Source organism: Alcanivorax nanhaiticus (assembly GCF_000756665.1).
Lineage (GTDB): Bacteria > Pseudomonadota > Gammaproteobacteria > Pseudomonadales > Alcanivoracaceae > Alcanivorax > Alcanivorax nanhaiticus.
This window is the reverse complement of the sequence record NZ_ARXV01000007.1, coordinates 193465-209611: the sequence shown is the minus strand read 5'-3', so window position 1 is coordinate 209611 and position 16147 is coordinate 193465. Positions and strand designations below refer to the sequence as shown.

Here is a 16147-nt window from a genome sequence, read left to right as displayed (position 1 = left end):
CAGGGCTTATAATAATTTTCTCTAATTTTTTACCTGGGCGGAGCGCTAGTCCGGTTCTTTGCGGCGCAGAGCGCGCCCCGGATTTTCACCGAACCAGCGTTTGTAGGCACGGGAGAAGTTACTCACATGACTGAAACCCACTTCTGCAGCAATCTGTTTGAGATGCAACTTGCCCTCTTCCAGTAAACGTCTGGCCCGCCGCATACGCTGCTCACGGATATACTCTGCACAGCGCTTTTCCGCCAGCAAGCGAAACAACACATTCAAGCGCGCCTCTGTCATTCCCGCCTCTTCAGCCAGCTGCCCTGCCAGCCAACCCCTCCCCGGCTCAGCAGCAATGCGCGCCATCAAGGCCTCCACTGCCGCTCGCTCCCATTCCTGAATGGCCTGTTGCTCATCCGCTTCCATGCCACAGAAGCCTTCAATCAGTTCATAAAGAAACTGGATGGCCAGCGCCTCCAACTGAAAACGACGCCCCGGCCCATGGATTTGACGGGAAAACATGCTGGTCGCCACATTGCGCATTTGCGTGGATACCCCCACTCGGAGCATCACCACTTCTTCTACTCCTGCTCCCAGAAATGCCGCAAGCCCCTCAGGAATATCACCAGAAAAGCGTCGGGAAAGTGAATCCAGAGTGCAGGTAACGCCCACATGACGAATGAGCTGGGAGGCGGGTAGAAGATAACGGGTTCCTGGAATATCGACGCGCATGATCAAGGCCTCGTCGTCACTACAGGAAAACGCTCCCATTCCGGGAGGCTGAATCTGCATGTCGCCCAGTATGTTCAGACTGCCGCCAATCCAGCCCGGCGGCATGTAATTCTGTACCGCAAAGAAAGAATCCTGCTGTACATCCAGCTCCGCAAGGTGCAGAAACAGACCATTGCCAAACTCGATTTTTTCCATACGCCCCTGCACGCCGGGGAGCTCAAAATGCTCTCCTTCCTGCATGCGCAACTGGTCCTGCGGCTCCGCCAACATGCTCGCATTCAATGCCTCTTCCGAGCGGGTATTCATGACGCCAGCCCTCCCCCCGACCAGCCTGATGATAATTATCAGGAAAATGATATAAAAAAGTCGGCCCAAACAGCCGCCAGCCCCACCGGCTCACCCATTTGAGCGATTCCCAAATGCCCCCCGTATGCTATTTTTGGCAAGCAAATAAAACACAACACTGGAGCCAGACATTTGGCTCTGCGGGGGAACATCATGCAATTCTGGCGACTTGCGCTGGCCCTTATGGTGCTAGCGGGCGCAATGCTGTCCGGCGCTGCGCAAGCAGACTTTATTCAGATCGACGGTTTTACACCAGTGATCGGTAGCGCAAACCGGACCGTCACCCAGCATCCATTACCCAGTACGTCTACCACCACCAATGGGTCCACCTTCTCGGAATCCGGCGGCAAGGCCCAGCTCACCCTGGGCGGCAATGGCAACACCGCCGGTGCAGTGGAACTGGTTTATCACTTTTCCAGCCCCATTGACCTCACTGACGGCGGTACCAATGATCAGTTCTTCCTGGTAATGGACAGCATCACCCGCCCGGAAGCCCTGGAGGGCGAGTCTGCACTACAGGTCAGCATCAATGTCACCGGTGGCGGTAAAACCGGCACCTACAGCACCAGTATTGGTGAGGTTCCCGGCGGCCAGTCACTGGCATTGAATTTCTACTGCGATGTTAACCCGGTGTGCTTTTATCAAGGGCAACAACCCGACTTTTCCAGCATCACCCAGATCAAGGTCTGGCTGGCCTTCCCGACCAACTACGCGACCAATGCCGACACTACCCAGGTAGTGATGGACTCGGTGTATGTCACCCCTGGTGGCGGCAGCTTCCCGCCGGAATTTACCACAGCACCGGCCAGCGCCACCTTCCGCGAAGGGGAGGCCGCCAGCCCGGTACAGTTCGCCGCCTCCGGGGTACCGGAACCGAGCATCAGCCTGACCGGGGCCCTGCCCGCAGGCGTTACCTGGGACAATGCCAACCACCGCATCACCGGGACTCCCGCAACCGGGTCTGGCGGTAGCTACCCGCTGCAGGTCAAAGCGTCCAGCAGCGTTGGCGCCGTCACCAGGAACTTCACCCTGGCTGTGGAAGGCCCACCCAGCATTACCAGCAGTGCATCCACTACCTTCCAGCAAGGACTGCCCGGCAGCTTCACCGTTACCGCAGATGGCTATCCAGCACCCACCTTCAGTCTTACCAGTGGCAGCCTGCCCAGCGGCGTTACCCTTAGCAGCAGCGGCATCCTCAGCGGTACTCCGACCAACAGCACCGGCAGTTACTCGCTGGGCATCACTGCCAGCAACGGCGTGTCACCCAACGCAAGCCAAAACTTTACCCTGACGGTCAATCGCCCGCCGGCGGCCACCGCCTTTTCACTGAGCGGCCAGGAAGACACACCGCTGACCATTCCTGCCTCAGCCTTTGCCAACACCATCACCGAACTGGATGGCCAGGCGGTGTCGATCATTATCCACAGCCTGCCCGTCGGCACCGGCACACTCAGCAAAGCCAATGGTGACCCGGTTTCTCTCGGCACGCCGATGAATCTCGACACACTCGACCATCTGACTTTCACCCCTGCCAGTAACTGGTCCGGTAGCACCAGCTTCGCCTGGCGTGCCAGCGATGGCACTCTGTCCAGCGCCAACGTATCTGCCAGCCTGACCTTCGCTGCCCAAAATGATGATCCGGTTATCAACGAAGGGCCCACCGGCAACTATGCGACCAACGAGGACAACAGCCTCACGGTGACGCTCAATGCCAGCGACGTGGACAACACCGAACTGACCATGATTGCCACCGAGCAGCCACTGCACGGTACTCTCGACATCAGCGGCACCACGGTAGTCTACACCCCGGATCTGCATTACTACGGCGCGGACAACTACACCGTGCAAGTACAGGATGGCGTCGGCGGCACCGCCGAGCATGCGTTCAACGTCACAGTGGTATCGGTAAACGATGTCCCCGCCATTGAGCAAGGCAATGCCGTCAACCTCACCATTGATGAAGACAACACGCCCACCGCGTTCACCCTGCAACTGAATGCCAGTGATGTGGAAGACGGCACCGCCAACACCCTCGTCTGGAGTCTGTTTTCAGCGGCCAGCCATGGCACAGCGACCGTCACCGGTAGCGGCCCCGTTCCACAAATCGACTACACACCCAATGCCAACTACTTCGGTGTCGACAGCTTTATCGTACGCGTCTCGGACAGTGACGGCGGCCATGCCGATTTCACCGTGAACCTGAGCATCACCGCCAGCAATGACACCCCGGTGATCGATGGCACACCTCTGGAGAGCGCAGTGGAAAACGTACCGTGGAGCTTTACTCCCACGATTTCCGACGCTGAGGGTGACGACCTGACGATTTCCCTGACCGGCAAACCGGACTGGGCCAGCGTCGATAACAACACCGGCGCCATCACCGGCACACCCGCCAACGCTGATGTGGGTAACACCGCCAACATGATCTTGACCGTGGATGACGGCAACAGCACCGCCACCCTCAGTTTCTCGGTGACCGTATTGGCCGATTTCGATGGCGACACCATCCCCGATGTGGATGACAGCGACATCGATGATGACGGCATGGACAACGACTTCGAAGAGAACGCAGGACTTGATCCCTATGACGCCAGCGATGCCAGCGGAGATCTGGACGGAGATGGCATCAGCAATCTTGATGAGTTCAACAACAGCTCCAACCCAACCGAGGATGACTATCCGCCGGTACTGGCCACACCAGCAGATATCGAACTTGGTGCCACCGGCCTGTTCACACGGGTAGAACTGGGGGAACTGATAGGCCAGGACGGCCGGGATGGCCCGATTACCGCCACCCCGGACACCGCCTACGTGATGTCTGGCCTCAACGTTATTGAACGCACCGCCACCGACCAGGCCGGTAATACCGCCACCGTGACCCAGCGGCTTTTTATCACTCCGCAAGTCAGCTTTGCGCCGACACTGCATGGTGCCGAAGGAGGCTCCCTGACGGCAACCGCGTATCTCAGCGGCCCCTTCATGAGCCCAGGCATTTATTTGCCCTTTACCCTGAGCGGCAATGCGAACAGCTCGGATTACAGTTTGCCCGTACCGGAGATCTACCTTTTCAAGCCTACTCACGAACCCAGACTCGAAAACGGTTTCTCCATGACCTTCACTGATAATGGCATTGGCGAGGGCAACGAAACCCTGCAACTTGTGATGAGCACTCTCGGTCCAGACGAAGCCGTGCCCGGCCTCTACCCCCAGCAGGAAATCGTGATCCACGAAGATAATCTGGCTCCGACCGCGACACTGATCGCCAGCCAGAACGGTCGTCCGACCCGTATCGTGATTACCGACCAGGGCCCGGTGACCGTCACCGCCAACGTCAGCGATGCCAACCCGGCGGACAGCCTCACTAACGACTGGAGCGACACCGATGCCGAGCTGGTGGATACCGACATGGATGATGCCACCTTCACCTTCGACCCGGCCCTGCTCACCACTGGCACCTACACCGTAGCGCTGGCGGTCTCCGACGGCACCCTGGCCGACCACACCGACCTGACACTGAATATTCTCGACTCCGCCCCTGTACTGGGCAGTGAAAACAGTGACAGTGACGGCCCAGCCGATGACGTGGAAGGCTTTGGCGACGACGACAACGATGGTGTGCCTGATTATCTGGATGCCATGGGCATGGCCCGTGTTCTCCAGGCCCGCCCCGGCATTGCCGATCAGTTCCTGCTGGAAACCGAGCCCGGCCTGACGCTGCAACTGGGTGCCACCAGCCTGGCACAGGGTAACGGCGCAGCCACCCTCGATATCCAGAGTCTGATCGACACCTTCAATGTGTCGCTGCCTGCCGGCATTCGTACCGATGCCGCCACAGAAGCGCACGACATCATCATCGACGGCCTCTACCCCGGTGCCAGCACCGTGGTGATTGTGCCCCAGTCCAGTCCGCTCCCGGCCAGCGCTCGCTTCCTTGCCCTGGCCAGTAGCGACTGGGTTACCGTGGCGGCAGCACAATCCGCGCCCGGCGCCCCTGGCTACTGCCCTTCTCCGGGCAGCGCCGAGTTCCACAGCGGGCTAAACCAGGGCGACAACTGCATCAGCCTCACCGTCACCGATGGCGCAGACCATGATGCCGACGGCAAGCGCAATGGCCGTATCCTGTTACGTGGCGGCGTAGTCAACGGCGCTACCGCAGAAGCCGTGGCTGAGCACCCGTTCGATTTCGGAGGCAGCCTGGGCATGGCCCTGCTAACCGGACTGGCGGCGCTGGGCTTGCGCCGCCGGAACAACTGATCCTGGAAACACATCCCATGGAACGCCGAACAGCGTTTCATGGGATGCCCTCCGCTTGCGCGTCATCGCATCCAGACCGCCTCCCGCGTGCAGACAAGAAAAGTGAAACTATAAGGCGCGACAGGAATCGCATCGCCGTCTGTCAAAACGCGCAGTAGATCAAAGCTGCGTCGATCGGCTTATGGCACAATGCCACCATCCATTGAATCAAGGACGGTTCCTTAAACCCATGACGACACTATTACTCAATCTGCGCCAAGTTCCCGATGACGAAGCCGAAGAGGTTCGTGCGCTGCTTGAGGAACACCAGATTCCTTTCTATGAAACCGCACCCAGCCTGTGGGGTATTTCCTTTGGTGGTATCTGGCTAAGCAATCCGGATGACAAGGAAAAAGCCAAGGCGCTGGTCAACGACTATCAGCAAGAGCGCGCCCGCAATCAACGGCTCCGCTACCAGCAAGCCCGCCAAGAAGGTACAGCCCCCACACTGCCACAACGGCTGCGCGAACAACCGCTACGAGCGCTGGGTATACTGATCGCCGTCACGGCATTATTAGCGGTGACACTGGTGCCATTTCTAACGCTGGGTTAACCCGGTTTTCAGAGCTTGACGCTCTACGACCAACCTGCCCGACAGCAGACCCCATCCAACAAAACCCCAGCAAGAAAAGTCACAGATCTTCCGCGACAAAGATCATGTAGCGAACAATGTTATGAAGATCCTCATCGCCAAGGTCGGGATGCCCGCCCCGTGGTGGCATCCGGTTGAATCCATGAATGGCATGCTCAAGCAGCACAGCTTCTCCTTTGGCAATGCGCGACGCCCACATCTTCCTGTTGCCAATAAGAGGCGCATTACGCAAACCCGATTCATGGCAAGCGGCACAGCGCTCCCAGAACAACACTTCTCCGGCCTTAACCTGTTCTGACATCACCCGCTGCCCATGGCCGCCGGTGCTCACCAGCAGGAAAAACGCCACTGCCAGTCCACGCACATCCCTTGCTGGCCTTTCAAAAGCAGCCCGCATGCCTGTCTTCACCGCCATCCATTGCCCCGTTCAAATCCATGTCTCATCGCTGAATTCGAGACTAATGGATTCACCCGCACCGAGACATGACACAACTCTTCGCAAATTGGCCGACTTGTTTCTCTGGGTTGGGGAATAGAATCATCGCCCGCCAGATCCTGCATCAGTTACGCACACGGCGCTTATCCACTTTCGCCCGCGCAGAAGCCACCTTCATCAGACGCCGAAAGGAGGGACATTCCAAATGGCTGGGAGCAGAGCAACGGGCCGCATGGCGCAGCCCATCCCGCATGGCGGTCAACTTGCGGATCGTGTCATCCAGCGTCTCTGCCTTGCTCAGCAGCACCGCACGATCAATATGCGGTTCACCATCAGCGGCAAACATCGCGCCAATCTCGTCCAGGCTGAATCCCGCAGCCTGCCCCAAGGCAATCAATCCAAGTTGATCCAGCACCTGCGGAGAAAACACCCGCTTCAGACCCCGCCGGCCCGTGGAAACAATCAGCCCTTTTTCCTCGTAATAGCGCAACGTGGATGCCGGCACCCCCGTGCGCTGTACCACTTCAGAAATATCCAGCATCACCTTGACCTCAAGTCAGCTTGAAGCTGCAGCATAGCATGAGCGCATAAAAGTCGAGGCCCAAGGAGAGCAACATGGACACACACGAACTCACTGACGTCACTCTTAACGCCCTGGTGATTGGCATTACCGCCACTTTGGTTATGGATCTCTGGGGATGGCTGCGGCCCCAGGCATTCGGCCCACGTCCTAATTACGCCATGGTAGGACGCTGGTTATTGCACATGCGTCATGGCCAGTTTCTGCACCAGGCCATAGGTGCATCGCCGGCACAAAAAGGGGAGCGCCTGGCAGGCTGGGTCGCCCACTATCTGACAGGTATCAGCTTTGCCATTTTGCTATTCGTTTTTGCCGGAACAAGCTGGATCGATAACCCCACTCCAGGCCCCGCACTGGCCACCGGGATAGTCACCGTGATTGCGCCGTATTTCCTGATGCAGCCGGGGATGGGAATGGGCATTGCCGCGAGCAAGGCCCCAATGCCATCCCGAGCACGCACGCAAAGCTTGATCACCCATGGGGTATTCGGGATGGGGCTGTACCTTGGCGGCCTGTTGACTGCATGGCTCTAGCAACGCCCGCCTCATCGCGTCAGGCGGCGTTTTCCTCAGCAATCTGGATCCAGCGCCTGTGCAAACGATGATAATGTTTGCCTGACACGCGAGCCTTCTCTACCACAGAACGATAGAGATCCTTGCTGGCCGCCACATCGCCAGCTTCAGCCAATATTCTGGCCAGCCGGCAAGCAGGCTCGGGGCTCGAGCCATATCCAGCCAGCACCTCATACTCAGTACGGGCATCGTTGACGCGCCCCGATTTCTCAAGAGCGCGAGCGTATAACAAATGCCCCTCCTCACTGGTTCGCTGGGGATTATGCTGTTTGAAATCATCCAGGGTCTCCAGGCAAGCCAGGTATTCACCTTGGCCAAACAGGGCCTTCGCCAGCGCCATCATCAACTCGGGATCGGTGGCATGCAGGCCTGTCATGCTGTGCTCCAGCACTTCCCTTGCCTGCTCATAGGCCTGCTTTTCCATCAGCTGTTCCGCCAGCACCAACGCGTTGGATGCCGTACTGGCCACACTAAAATTCTGCGCGGCCTCACGCACCTCACGGTGCGGGTTCAACGTCTTCGACATACTACGACGCATACGCTGGCCTCCCGGACTCTGCCCCATGGACGGCAACAGCTCCACAATCACATAGGCCAACCCGCCGATCAGCGGAAAGAACAGCAGAATGTAAATCCAGCTGGTATTGCGCCCGGTTTTCATCACATGAACCACCAGCGCCAGCTGGATCAAAATGGATAATATCAATAGCGGCATGACTCCCCCCACAGCCTGTTTTCCCATCCCCCGCAGACAAAACTATAAAGATTTTCGTACGCAGACAATGGCAAATGTCCTACAGAAAAAGCTCAGCCGACCTTTGCTGGAGATTGCCGGGATACGGGCATGAGCCACGGCGCCATCGCCGTCCGGATTGACGCCTTCGCGGCGTCAGACAATGGCACCATAGGCAGGCGACACTCTGGCTGACACAGATCCAGCAATGAGCAGGCATACTTGATCGCCGATGGATTGGGAGCCAAAGACAATGCCTCAATCAGTGGCGTGACGGCAGCCTGAAACTCACGGCCTGCTGCATAGTCATTGTCACGGCACGCATCCTGAAGCTGCCTACTCAGCTGCGGCAACACATTGGCAATCACACTGATCACCCCGTTGCCGCCCATGGCGTTATAAGCCACCGCTGTACAATCATCACCAGATAGAAAACTGAAACACCGGGTAATGCGCATCCTCTCCTCCATGGGCCTGGCAAGATCCCGGCAAGCATCCTTGACCCCAACCACCCGTTCCAGCTCGGACAACCGCGCCAGAGTGTCGGGCGAAATATCCACGATAGTACGCGGAGGAATGTTGTAGAGCAGAATCGGCAGTTCAGAATGATCGTGCAGATAACGGAGATGGCCATAAAGCCCTTCCTGATCGGGCCGGTTGTAATACCCTGCCGCGCACAGCAGCCCGTCTGCCCCGTGCTGCTTTGCCAGCGCGGCCAGTTCCACAGCTTCCCGGGGATCATAGGAGGTCGCCCCGGCAATCACCGGCACCTTCCCGGCCACCTGTTCACATACCGCAGCCACCAAGGCCGCATATTCCCCTTTCGACAGCACCGGAGCCTCTCCGGTGGTGCCAGCTACCACCACCCCCTGTGTGCCTCCGGCAAGCTGATAGTCAACACAGCGTTCCAGCGCCTCCGTATCCACGGCATCGCCGTTGAACGGTGTAACCAGCGCTACCAGTGATCCTGAAAAGTGTCTACGTTCCTGCATTTTCACATCCTTCTGTTGGTGTCGAAGGCTGCGCGCGGGCAATAAAAAACCCGGTCGCGCATCCGCGACCGGGTTTGATAAAAACTGAATCAGAGTGAAATCAGATTTTTTCCATGCAGCACCCGGCCCGGACAAAAGCTGCCCGTTTCTTGGCCTTGTGTTTACAGGAAAACATCGTGTTCATTTTCGCCTGATCATCACTCTTGAAATCTGTCTTGAATCTAACAGCCAGATTAAACCCGGGTCAAGACAACGATTTCATTCGTGAGGATGCTCGCTGAACTGCTTGGCATCATCCCCGATCACATACCAGCAGGGCTTCTCGGAAACGAATTCATGGAAGGTATTCTCAAGCTCGATATCGCCATCGATACAGTGGGCATTGATCGGGAACGACGCCATATCCGACAGCACCTCACCCAAGGCAGTGCCACAGACAGAGCAAAAATTCCGGTCATACTTATAGGGCGGCTCAGCCTTGAAGGTGGTAATGTTCTCTCGTCCCGCAACGAGCCGAAACTGCTCCTGCTTCACAAACGCCAATGCACTGGCCCCAACCTTGCGGCAGCGGCTGCAATGACACATGCCCAACATCCCCGGCACATCCGTCAACTCAAATTGCACCGCGCCACAACAACAACTTCCCTGAATCATGCATCCCCCTGGTATCGGATATCGGTTCAGGGAACGTTACCATCAAACTGTACATATGGACAGTTATTAATGATAAGACCAAGGCCGAGATCACACCAGGATGTCGGCCTTTTGATGGGGCATACTGAAACGGAGAATGATTGAGACTTCATTGCGCCACAAGCAGCCAGCCTCACCCCTTGCGCGGATCAATCAGGATCTTGGCATGCTGCTCCGGATTACCCAGCGCACTAAAGGCTTCATCCACACCGGACAAACCCACCGTGCCGGTAATCAACGGTTCAACGTTCACTTTCCCTTCGGCAATCATATGCAGCGCATCACGGAATTCGATAGGCATGTACCCAAGCGTAAAGCGCAAATCGATTTCCTTGTTAATGGCATTCACCGGGTAAATCCGGTCCTGCTTCATGCATACGCCTGCCACTACAATGCAAGAGCGCAGCGGCGCCTCGGCGATGATGCTGTCGATCATCCCCGGAACCCCGACACACTCAAAAATCACCGGTCTTTTCGGGTTAGTCACGCCGGCCACTTCGGCGGCCCGCCACAACGGCTCCCAGGGCAACGGTGTCATGCGCAGCATGGCCATGCCATCCAGCGCCATATCAAACAGCTGTGGCGCATCCACCACAAAACCGCGTTTGGCCAGACCGTCATAAGGACTACCCTGAGTAGGATCCACCACCACATGGGCGCCCATGGCCCTCGCCAACCTGCGTCGGGTCGCTGAGAAATCACTGGCCACGATGTGCTTTACGCCTTTGGCCTTCAGCATGGCAATCACACCGAGACCAATTGGGCCGCAACCAATCACAATCGCCGTATCACGACGACTAACACCAGAACGGTTTACCGCATGCAGCGATACTGCCATCGGCTCGGTCAGCGCCGCATGATCGTCAGAAATGCCGTTGGTGACCGGAAACGCCAGCGACTCTTCCACCAACACCCGCTCGGCGTAGGCACCAGGAGCAGCAGTGGATAGTCCGGTCAGGTGAACCACCCCGTTGTTGCGGCGCATGGGCATCGCCACAACACGCTTGCCGGCCTTCCAGCGACGATGAGTCTTCGGGCCATAATCGGCAATCTCACCCACAAACTCATGCCCCAGCACTACATGCTCATGGCTGCGCATGATATGCGGATAACCGACACGCTCGGTGGCCTCGGCTAGTTCATCGGCATGATGGCGCGCATGCAGATCCGAACCACAGATACCGCACCGCAACACATTCAGCAGAATCTGCCCTTTCTCGGGTTGCGGCTCTGCTACATCCTGTACTTCAAACTCGCCGTGGTGGCATACCACTGCTTTCATCAGCATTCCTCTGGCAATCGTTGTTCCTCGGCTAGCTATAGTGCTGCCAGCCCTTTGGGGAATAACAGGTCGGGGGGAGCCAATTGTTGGCCATCCCTATGCAGGATCACCGTCTGGCCCAGACTTTCCGGGGAGGTTTGCCGAAGTGGCGGTTGCATGGGCAGCACGATCTCAGCGACGCCTGCCCATGCCTCCTACAGGAAGGGACTAACGCCGCCCCGCATACAGTGAGTAGACACCACTATGCGCCTCACTCTCCGGGTGCCGGTGCGCAGTCACTTGATAGCTACCCGGCTTGAGGGTTTCAATAATGCGAGAGTTATAATCCTCACCACCATCATCATCTTCTGCATAAAAACCATCCGGCCCCTCAATCACCAACACCGAATCCAGACTGAGTGACCGCATATCGATTTGATACTCGCCTTCTTCCTGAATTTCCAGAGAGTAGCTATCTGAGCCAGCACTCATCCAGCCGGTGATCTCAGAACCCAGCGACAATGTATCAGACTCAGTAATTTGAATGTCGAGGGAAGAAATCTTGATATCGAAAAGCCCCTGACGCCCCTCATAGGAACCCACCGTCAGCGTATATTCTCCGGGAACCAGCAAATCCCCCATACGGGCGTTATTATCTTCACCTCCATCATCGTTTTCTGTGTAGTAACCATTCGGCCCCTCCATCACCAACACAGAATCAAAGTCAGCAGAGACAACATCTATCTGATAGGCCGAATTTTCACTCACCGTGAATGTATAACTGCGCGGCTCCGACTGCAGCCAGCCACTGGTCGTGCCTGGCACAACCAGAACCCCGGTATCATTCAATTCGATATTTTTGGAACTGATGCTGAACGGACCATAACTGTCCGAGGAATCACCACTGACGACAACCGCATAATCACCGCCCTCCTCTGACCGGAGACGCACAGTGGAATCTGTCATCAAGAGCGCGTCCTCGTCATCGTAGAGTGAGAGTACGCTTTCGAAACTGCCATCGACTTCAATCTCGACAATACTTCCCGCTTCGAGAGAAAAACGATACATCTCATAGCGGCTACCGTCCTTGACGTTAAGAGGACTCCGAGTCGTCAGCTCACCCTTAAGACGCTCCCCCGGCACCAATTTTCCGGTACTGCTGTTGACAACAGAAGAAGAAAATGACGACGAATTCGACGCCATCATTTGACATCCCGTTAACGCGACCATCGCCACGCCCCCTACTGCTCCCTTGACCAAAACCGAATAAAAGTGACTCATGAATAATCCCTGTAAATCATGTTCAAGCACGCAATCGCGCATCAATCACTGAAACGAGTTCAGTGCGCTACATCATAGCGGCTAGCTCATCCCTTGAGGGCCAAAATCATCAGTTATGAGAACTCAGACAGAACACGCTCCCCGGTAAGACCATCGACATCCGGTTTCGGGAATCCATGCATGGGAATAGCAACACAACCATCATCTAACGTCCGACAAGCGTTGCTGTAAAAACTCCACAAAACTGCGCACCCTTGCAGGCACATGCTTGCCCGGCGGGAACACTGCGTAGATTCCTCCCTTGGGCAGAGACCATCCTGGCAATACCCTGATCAATTTCCCTGAGGCCAATTCGGGTGCCGCGATGGAATCAGCAAGCACCGACAGGCCCGCACCAGCCAGCAACAGCTGCTTGGTCACCGCGGTGGTGTTGGCTCGAAATCGTGACTGCATTTTTATCTGTCGGGTTTGCTTGCCTTTACTGAACTGCCACGTGAGCGGTGCCGGCAAGGGGGTAAAGGTAATCCAGGCATGATCCGCCAATGCTTCAGGCTTTTTCGGCGTACCGTGGGCACGAAGGTAATCCGGTGAGGCGACCAGATACTGCTCGAAGTCACCTAGCTGACGGGCCCGCAGCGTCGAGTCCTTCAGCCAGCCCAGTCGCAAGGACAAATCAATCCCCTCACGAACCATGTCTGCCACGCTGTCGCCGGTGCGCAACTCCAGATTCAATTGCGGATGCTGCTGTGCAAACGCCACCAGCGCCGGCGCCACCACTTGGGCAGCAAAATCTTCCGGCGCGGCAATGCGCAGTGCCCCCTGCAACACATGCTGATCTGCTTCCACCTGCGACATCAATTCATCGAGTTGAACCATCAGGGGAGCGCAACCCGCCATAAACTGCTCTCCGGCCTGGGTCAGCTGCACCTGCCGGGTGGTACGAGTGAACAGTGCTACCCCCAGATGCGATTCCAGCCGCCTCACTCCCAGGCTCACCTTGCTCTTGTTGCAACCCAGTTGCTCGGCAGCCGCCGTAAAGCTGCCCGCGTCCACCACAGCCAGAAACAGGGGCAGGGTATTCAAGTCCAGATCTGCATCCACAGCCATCACCATTGTTTAGATATTCACAACACTGAATTGCCAGAATGGCCGTTTATCGAATCAATAGCCAGCGTCATCATTACCTCATCGACAACGCATACATCGAGGAACACCACATGAATATTGCACTGATAGGCGCCAGCGGCTTTATTGGTTCCGCCCTGCGGGAAGAGGCCCTGCAACGTGGCCACCAGGTCTCCGCCCTGGTCAGCCAGCCGGACAAACTGCAGGCCACTGACAATCTGACCATCGTAAAAACGAATGTGCAGGACACCGCGCTGCTTTCCGAGCAGCTGAAAGGATTTGACGCGGTAGTCAGCGCTTTCAGCGGCCATGCCCAGGACAATGTGCGCGAGTATTACGTACAGGGCGTGCGATCCATCATTAATGCAAGCAAAGTAGCCAGCGTACCCCGCCTGCTGATCGCTGGTGGTGCAGGCGCACTGCGCGTGAACGCCGATACCTTGCTCATTGACACCCCGACTTTTCCTGCAGAATACGAAGGCACCGCCCGCGGTGCTCAGGATGCGCTTGCCCTGCTTGCAGAGGAAACCGACCTTGACTGGACCATGCTCGCCCCCGCAGCCGAGATTTTCCCCGGCGAACGTACCGGGCAATTCCGGTTGGGCAAGGACGATCTGATTGTCGATGCCGACGGCAACAGCCGGATTTCGGTTCAGGATTATGCCGTGGCAATGATCAATGAACTGGAGCAGCCGCAGCATGTGCAACAACGGTTTACGCTAGGCTACTGACGCTCATCGGCACGCCATGTCGGCAGCCTCATTGTTGCCAGGTTCTGATACCGAACCTGGCACTTTCTCCTTCGCCAAAGTCCGGCTAAGTTAATCAGGCACCCCAACCGGATGGAGCCGACATGAACAAAACACGCATTGCCAACTGGGACGAACTGATAGCCGACCAACCGCGCCATGCACTGGTCAGCAATGTTGATCTGGTGATTATTCGCTGGCCTGATGCCGAACAGGTGTCAGTGCTGTTTGGCCGCTGTCGTCACCGTGGCGCCTTGATGGCGGATGGTCACGCCGCAAATGGACAGCTGGTATGCGGACTCCATGGCTCCACCTATCGATACCAGACCGGCAAGAACGTCCACTTTCCCGGCGCTGACCTGAAGCACTTTTCCGCCTGGATCAAAGAGGGCGGGGTGTGGGTAGACGCCGATGAAATCGCCGAATGGGAGCAGAGCAACCCGCAAAAATTTCAGCGAGACACCTATCAGGGAGATTATGCTGACTTCAAAGGCACGGAAGACGAGCCTCACGTCAAAGCGATTCGTGCACTGGCAGAAAGCGGTCTTGAGAAGACAGGTCACCACGGCCCCATGGCAGCCATGGGAGTCCCAGGCCATTCTCTCCCGCGCTGGGACGACATCCAGGTATTGACGGCTCAGCTACACCGCCCCCCACAGCTGGACGACACACCAGTAGGCACCGACGTCATCATCGGACCCGGCGCCGGCAAACCGCTAACCCTGAAAATCCCCCTGCTGGTATCAGACATGAGCTTTGGCGCTCTGTCCCAAGAAGCCAAAACCGCGCTCGCCACAGGCGCAGAACAGGCCGGCACCGGCATCTGCTCAGGGGAAGGCGGCATGCTGGATGAAGAACAGCAGGCCAACCATCGCTACTTCTATGAACTCGCCTCTGCACGCTTCGGTTTTTCCATGGAGAAAGTACAACGCTGCCAGGCATTTCACTTCAAGGGAGGGCAAGCTGCCAAGACGGGCACCGGCGGACACCTGCCTGGCGACAAGGTGATCGGACGCATTGCCGAAGTGCGCAACCTCACCGAAGGCGAAAGCGCCATATCACCAGCACGTTTTCCCGACTGGACCACGCCTGCGGATTTCCGTGATTTCGCCGATCAGGTTCGCGCCGCCACCGGCGGCATTCCCATCGGCTTTAAACTCTCAGCCCAGCATATCGAAAAAGATATTGATGCCGCTCTGGAAGTCGGTGTCGACTACATCATCCTTGATGGTCGAGGTGGTGGCACCGGCGCAGCACCGTTGTTATTCCGCGATAACATTTCCGTGCCCACTATCCCCGCCCTGGCTCGCGCCCGGGCCCATCTCGATCGCTGCAACGCCCACGATGTCAGCCTGATCATTACCGGCGGGTTACGCGTGCCAGCGGATTTCATCAAAGCACTGGCCTTGGGCGCTGATGCGGTGGCACTGTCAAACAGTGCCTTGCAAGCCATTGGTTGTCTGGGCATGCGTGCCTGCCACACCAACAACTGCCCGGTGGGCATCGCAACCCAGAAGCCCCACCTCCGCCAGCGCATGGTCATCGAACCGGCCGCCGCACGCCTGGCCCGCTTCCTCAGCGCATCAACAGAACTGATGCAAGTGATGGCACGTGCCTGTGGCTACACCCACCTTAACCAGTTTAATCAGGATGACCTGACCACATGGCATAAGGAAATGGCTGCGCTGTCCGGAGTATCGTTCGCGGGCATCACTCCCTAGCCAGACGCTCGCATTCCCCTGGCCCATGGCCCGACGAAGCCATGGGCTAGGAGGCTGCAA

The 16147-nt window shown here is 57.3% G+C and carries 14 protein-coding genes; 5 read left to right on the top strand and 9 right to left on the bottom strand.

The genetic code is table 11. The features are described 5' to 3' along the window. Positions 1-45: 45 nt before the first annotated feature. A complete protein-coding gene (locus Y5S_RS19160) occupies positions 46-1020 on the bottom strand; it encodes a helix-turn-helix domain-containing protein (RefSeq protein ID WP_052041530.1) in 975 nt (324 codons plus the stop codon). Positions 1021-1212: 192 nt separating this feature from the next. On the opposite strand from Y5S_RS19160, the gene Y5S_RS10785 reads away from it, so the two are divergent. Both Y5S_RS10785 and Y5S_RS10780 read left to right on the top strand, forming a co-directional pair. After that, on the top strand, positions 1213-5313 hold the full coding sequence (locus tag Y5S_RS10785; RefSeq protein ID WP_035232911.1) for a tandem-95 repeat protein: 4101 nt from the start codon (positions 1213-1215) through the stop codon (positions 5311-5313). Between the two features lie 229 nt (positions 5314-5542). Beyond that, complete coding sequence (locus Y5S_RS10780; protein ID WP_035232910.1) at positions 5543-5905, top strand: DUF6164 family protein; 363 nt, start codon at positions 5543-5545, stop codon at positions 5903-5905. 79 nt (positions 5906-5984) lie between these two features. Here the strand turns inward: Y5S_RS10780 and Y5S_RS10775 are convergent, their stop codons facing one another. After that, complete coding sequence (locus Y5S_RS10775) at positions 5985-6359, bottom strand: c-type cytochrome (protein ID WP_052041529.1); 375 nt, start codon at positions 6357-6359, stop codon at positions 5985-5987. A gap of 145 nt (positions 6360-6504) precedes the next feature. Then, positions 6505-6921: a helix-turn-helix domain-containing protein gene (locus tag Y5S_RS10770; RefSeq protein WP_035232909.1), complete on the bottom strand. Its 417-nt coding sequence runs from the start codon at positions 6919-6921 to the stop codon at positions 6505-6507. A gap of 74 nt (positions 6922-6995) precedes the next feature. Here Y5S_RS10770 and Y5S_RS10765 point away from each other — a divergent pair, with 74 nt between their 5' ends. Further along, positions 6996-7493, top strand: coding sequence for a DUF2938 domain-containing protein (locus Y5S_RS10765; protein ID WP_035232908.1), 498 nt, complete (start codon positions 6996-6998; stop codon positions 7491-7493). A gap of 19 nt (positions 7494-7512) precedes the next feature. On the opposite strand, the gene Y5S_RS10760 is transcribed toward Y5S_RS10765, so the two are convergent. The 6 genes from Y5S_RS10760 to Y5S_RS10735 all read right to left on the bottom strand — a co-directional run bounded on the left by Y5S_RS10760 (position 7513) and on the right by Y5S_RS10735 (position 13599). Continuing rightward, positions 7513-8247: a hypothetical protein gene (locus Y5S_RS10760; protein WP_035232907.1), complete on the bottom strand. Its 735-nt coding sequence runs from the start codon at positions 8245-8247 to the stop codon at positions 7513-7515. 92 nt (positions 8248-8339) lie between these two features. Next, positions 8340-9257 (bottom strand): 4-hydroxy-tetrahydrodipicolinate synthase, encoded by a 918-nt coding sequence (gene dapA, locus Y5S_RS10755; RefSeq protein ID WP_052041528.1) that lies wholly within the window; start codon positions 9255-9257, stop codon positions 8340-8342. Between the two features lie 258 nt (positions 9258-9515). Continuing rightward, entirely contained in the window at positions 9516-9911 is a 396-nt protein-coding gene (locus Y5S_RS10750) for a GFA family protein (RefSeq protein WP_035232905.1), read from the bottom strand. 172 nt (positions 9912-10083) lie between these two features. Continuing rightward, entirely contained in the window at positions 10084-11232 is a 1149-nt protein-coding gene (locus Y5S_RS10745) for a zinc-binding dehydrogenase (protein ID WP_035232903.1), read from the bottom strand. 207 nt (positions 11233-11439) lie between these two features. Beyond that, entirely contained in the window at positions 11440-12417 is a 978-nt protein-coding gene (locus tag Y5S_RS10740) for a hypothetical protein (RefSeq protein WP_156107719.1), read from the bottom strand. A gap of 276 nt (positions 12418-12693) precedes the next feature. Continuing rightward, the gene (locus Y5S_RS10735; RefSeq protein WP_052041540.1) at positions 12694-13599 is read right to left on the bottom strand and encodes a LysR family transcriptional regulator; all 906 of its coding nucleotides are present in this window, start codon (positions 13597-13599) and stop codon (positions 12694-12696) included. A 38-nt stretch (positions 13600-13637) separates the two neighbouring features. Here Y5S_RS10735 and Y5S_RS10730 point away from each other — a divergent pair, with 38 nt between their 5' ends. Together Y5S_RS10730 and Y5S_RS10725 are read left to right on the top strand one after the other, a co-directional pair. Continuing rightward, entirely contained in the window at positions 13638-14348 is a 711-nt protein-coding gene (locus tag Y5S_RS10730; RefSeq protein WP_231552667.1) for an NAD(P)-dependent oxidoreductase, read from the top strand. Between the two features lie 122 nt (positions 14349-14470). After that, positions 14471-16087 (top strand): glutamate synthase-related protein, encoded by a 1617-nt coding sequence (locus Y5S_RS10725; RefSeq protein WP_035232899.1) that lies wholly within the window; start codon positions 14471-14473, stop codon positions 16085-16087. The last annotated feature ends 60 nt before the right edge of the window (positions 16088-16147 follow it).

Coding starts and splice junctions, on each gene's coding strand:
- Y5S_RS10725 (WP_035232899.1), top strand. CDS start 14,471: ATGAACAAAACACGCATTGCCAACTGGGACGAACTGATAGCCGACCAA.
- dapA (WP_052041528.1), bottom strand. CDS start 9,257: ATGCAGGAACGTAGACACTTTTCAGGATCACTGGTAGCGCTGGTTACA.
- Y5S_RS10745 (WP_035232903.1), bottom strand. CDS start 11,232: ATGAAAGCAGTGGTATGCCACCACGGCGAGTTTGAAGTACAGGATGTA.
- Y5S_RS10750 (WP_035232905.1), bottom strand. CDS start 9,911: ATGATTCAGGGAAGTTGTTGTTGTGGCGCGGTGCAATTTGAGTTGACG.
- Y5S_RS10735 (WP_052041540.1), bottom strand. CDS start 13,599: ATGGCTGTGGATGCAGATCTGGACTTGAATACCCTGCCCCTGTTTCTG.
- Y5S_RS10770 (WP_035232909.1), bottom strand. CDS start 6,921: ATGCTGGATATTTCTGAAGTGGTACAGCGCACGGGGGTGCCGGCATCC.
- Y5S_RS10765 (WP_035232908.1), top strand. CDS start 6,996: ATGGACACACACGAACTCACTGACGTCACTCTTAACGCCCTGGTGATT.
- Y5S_RS10780 (WP_035232910.1), top strand. CDS start 5,543: ATGACGACACTATTACTCAATCTGCGCCAAGTTCCCGATGACGAAGCC.
- Y5S_RS10785 (WP_035232911.1), top strand. CDS start 1,213: ATGCAATTCTGGCGACTTGCGCTGGCCCTTATGGTGCTAGCGGGCGCA.
- Y5S_RS10760 (WP_035232907.1), bottom strand. CDS start 8,247: ATGCCGCTATTGATATTATCCATTTTGATCCAGCTGGCGCTGGTGGTT.
- Y5S_RS10775 (WP_052041529.1), bottom strand. CDS start 6,359: ATGGCGGTGAAGACAGGCATGCGGGCTGCTTTTGAAAGGCCAGCAAGG.
- Y5S_RS10730 (WP_231552667.1), top strand. CDS start 13,638: ATGGCCGTTTATCGAATCAATAGCCAGCGTCATCATTACCTCATCGAC.
- Y5S_RS19160 (WP_052041530.1), bottom strand. CDS start 1,020: ATGAATACCCGCTCGGAAGAGGCATTGAATGCGAGCATGTTGGCGGAG.
- Y5S_RS10740 (WP_156107719.1), bottom strand. CDS start 12,417: ATGATGGCGTCGAATTCGTCGTCATTTTCTTCTTCTGTTGTCAACAGC.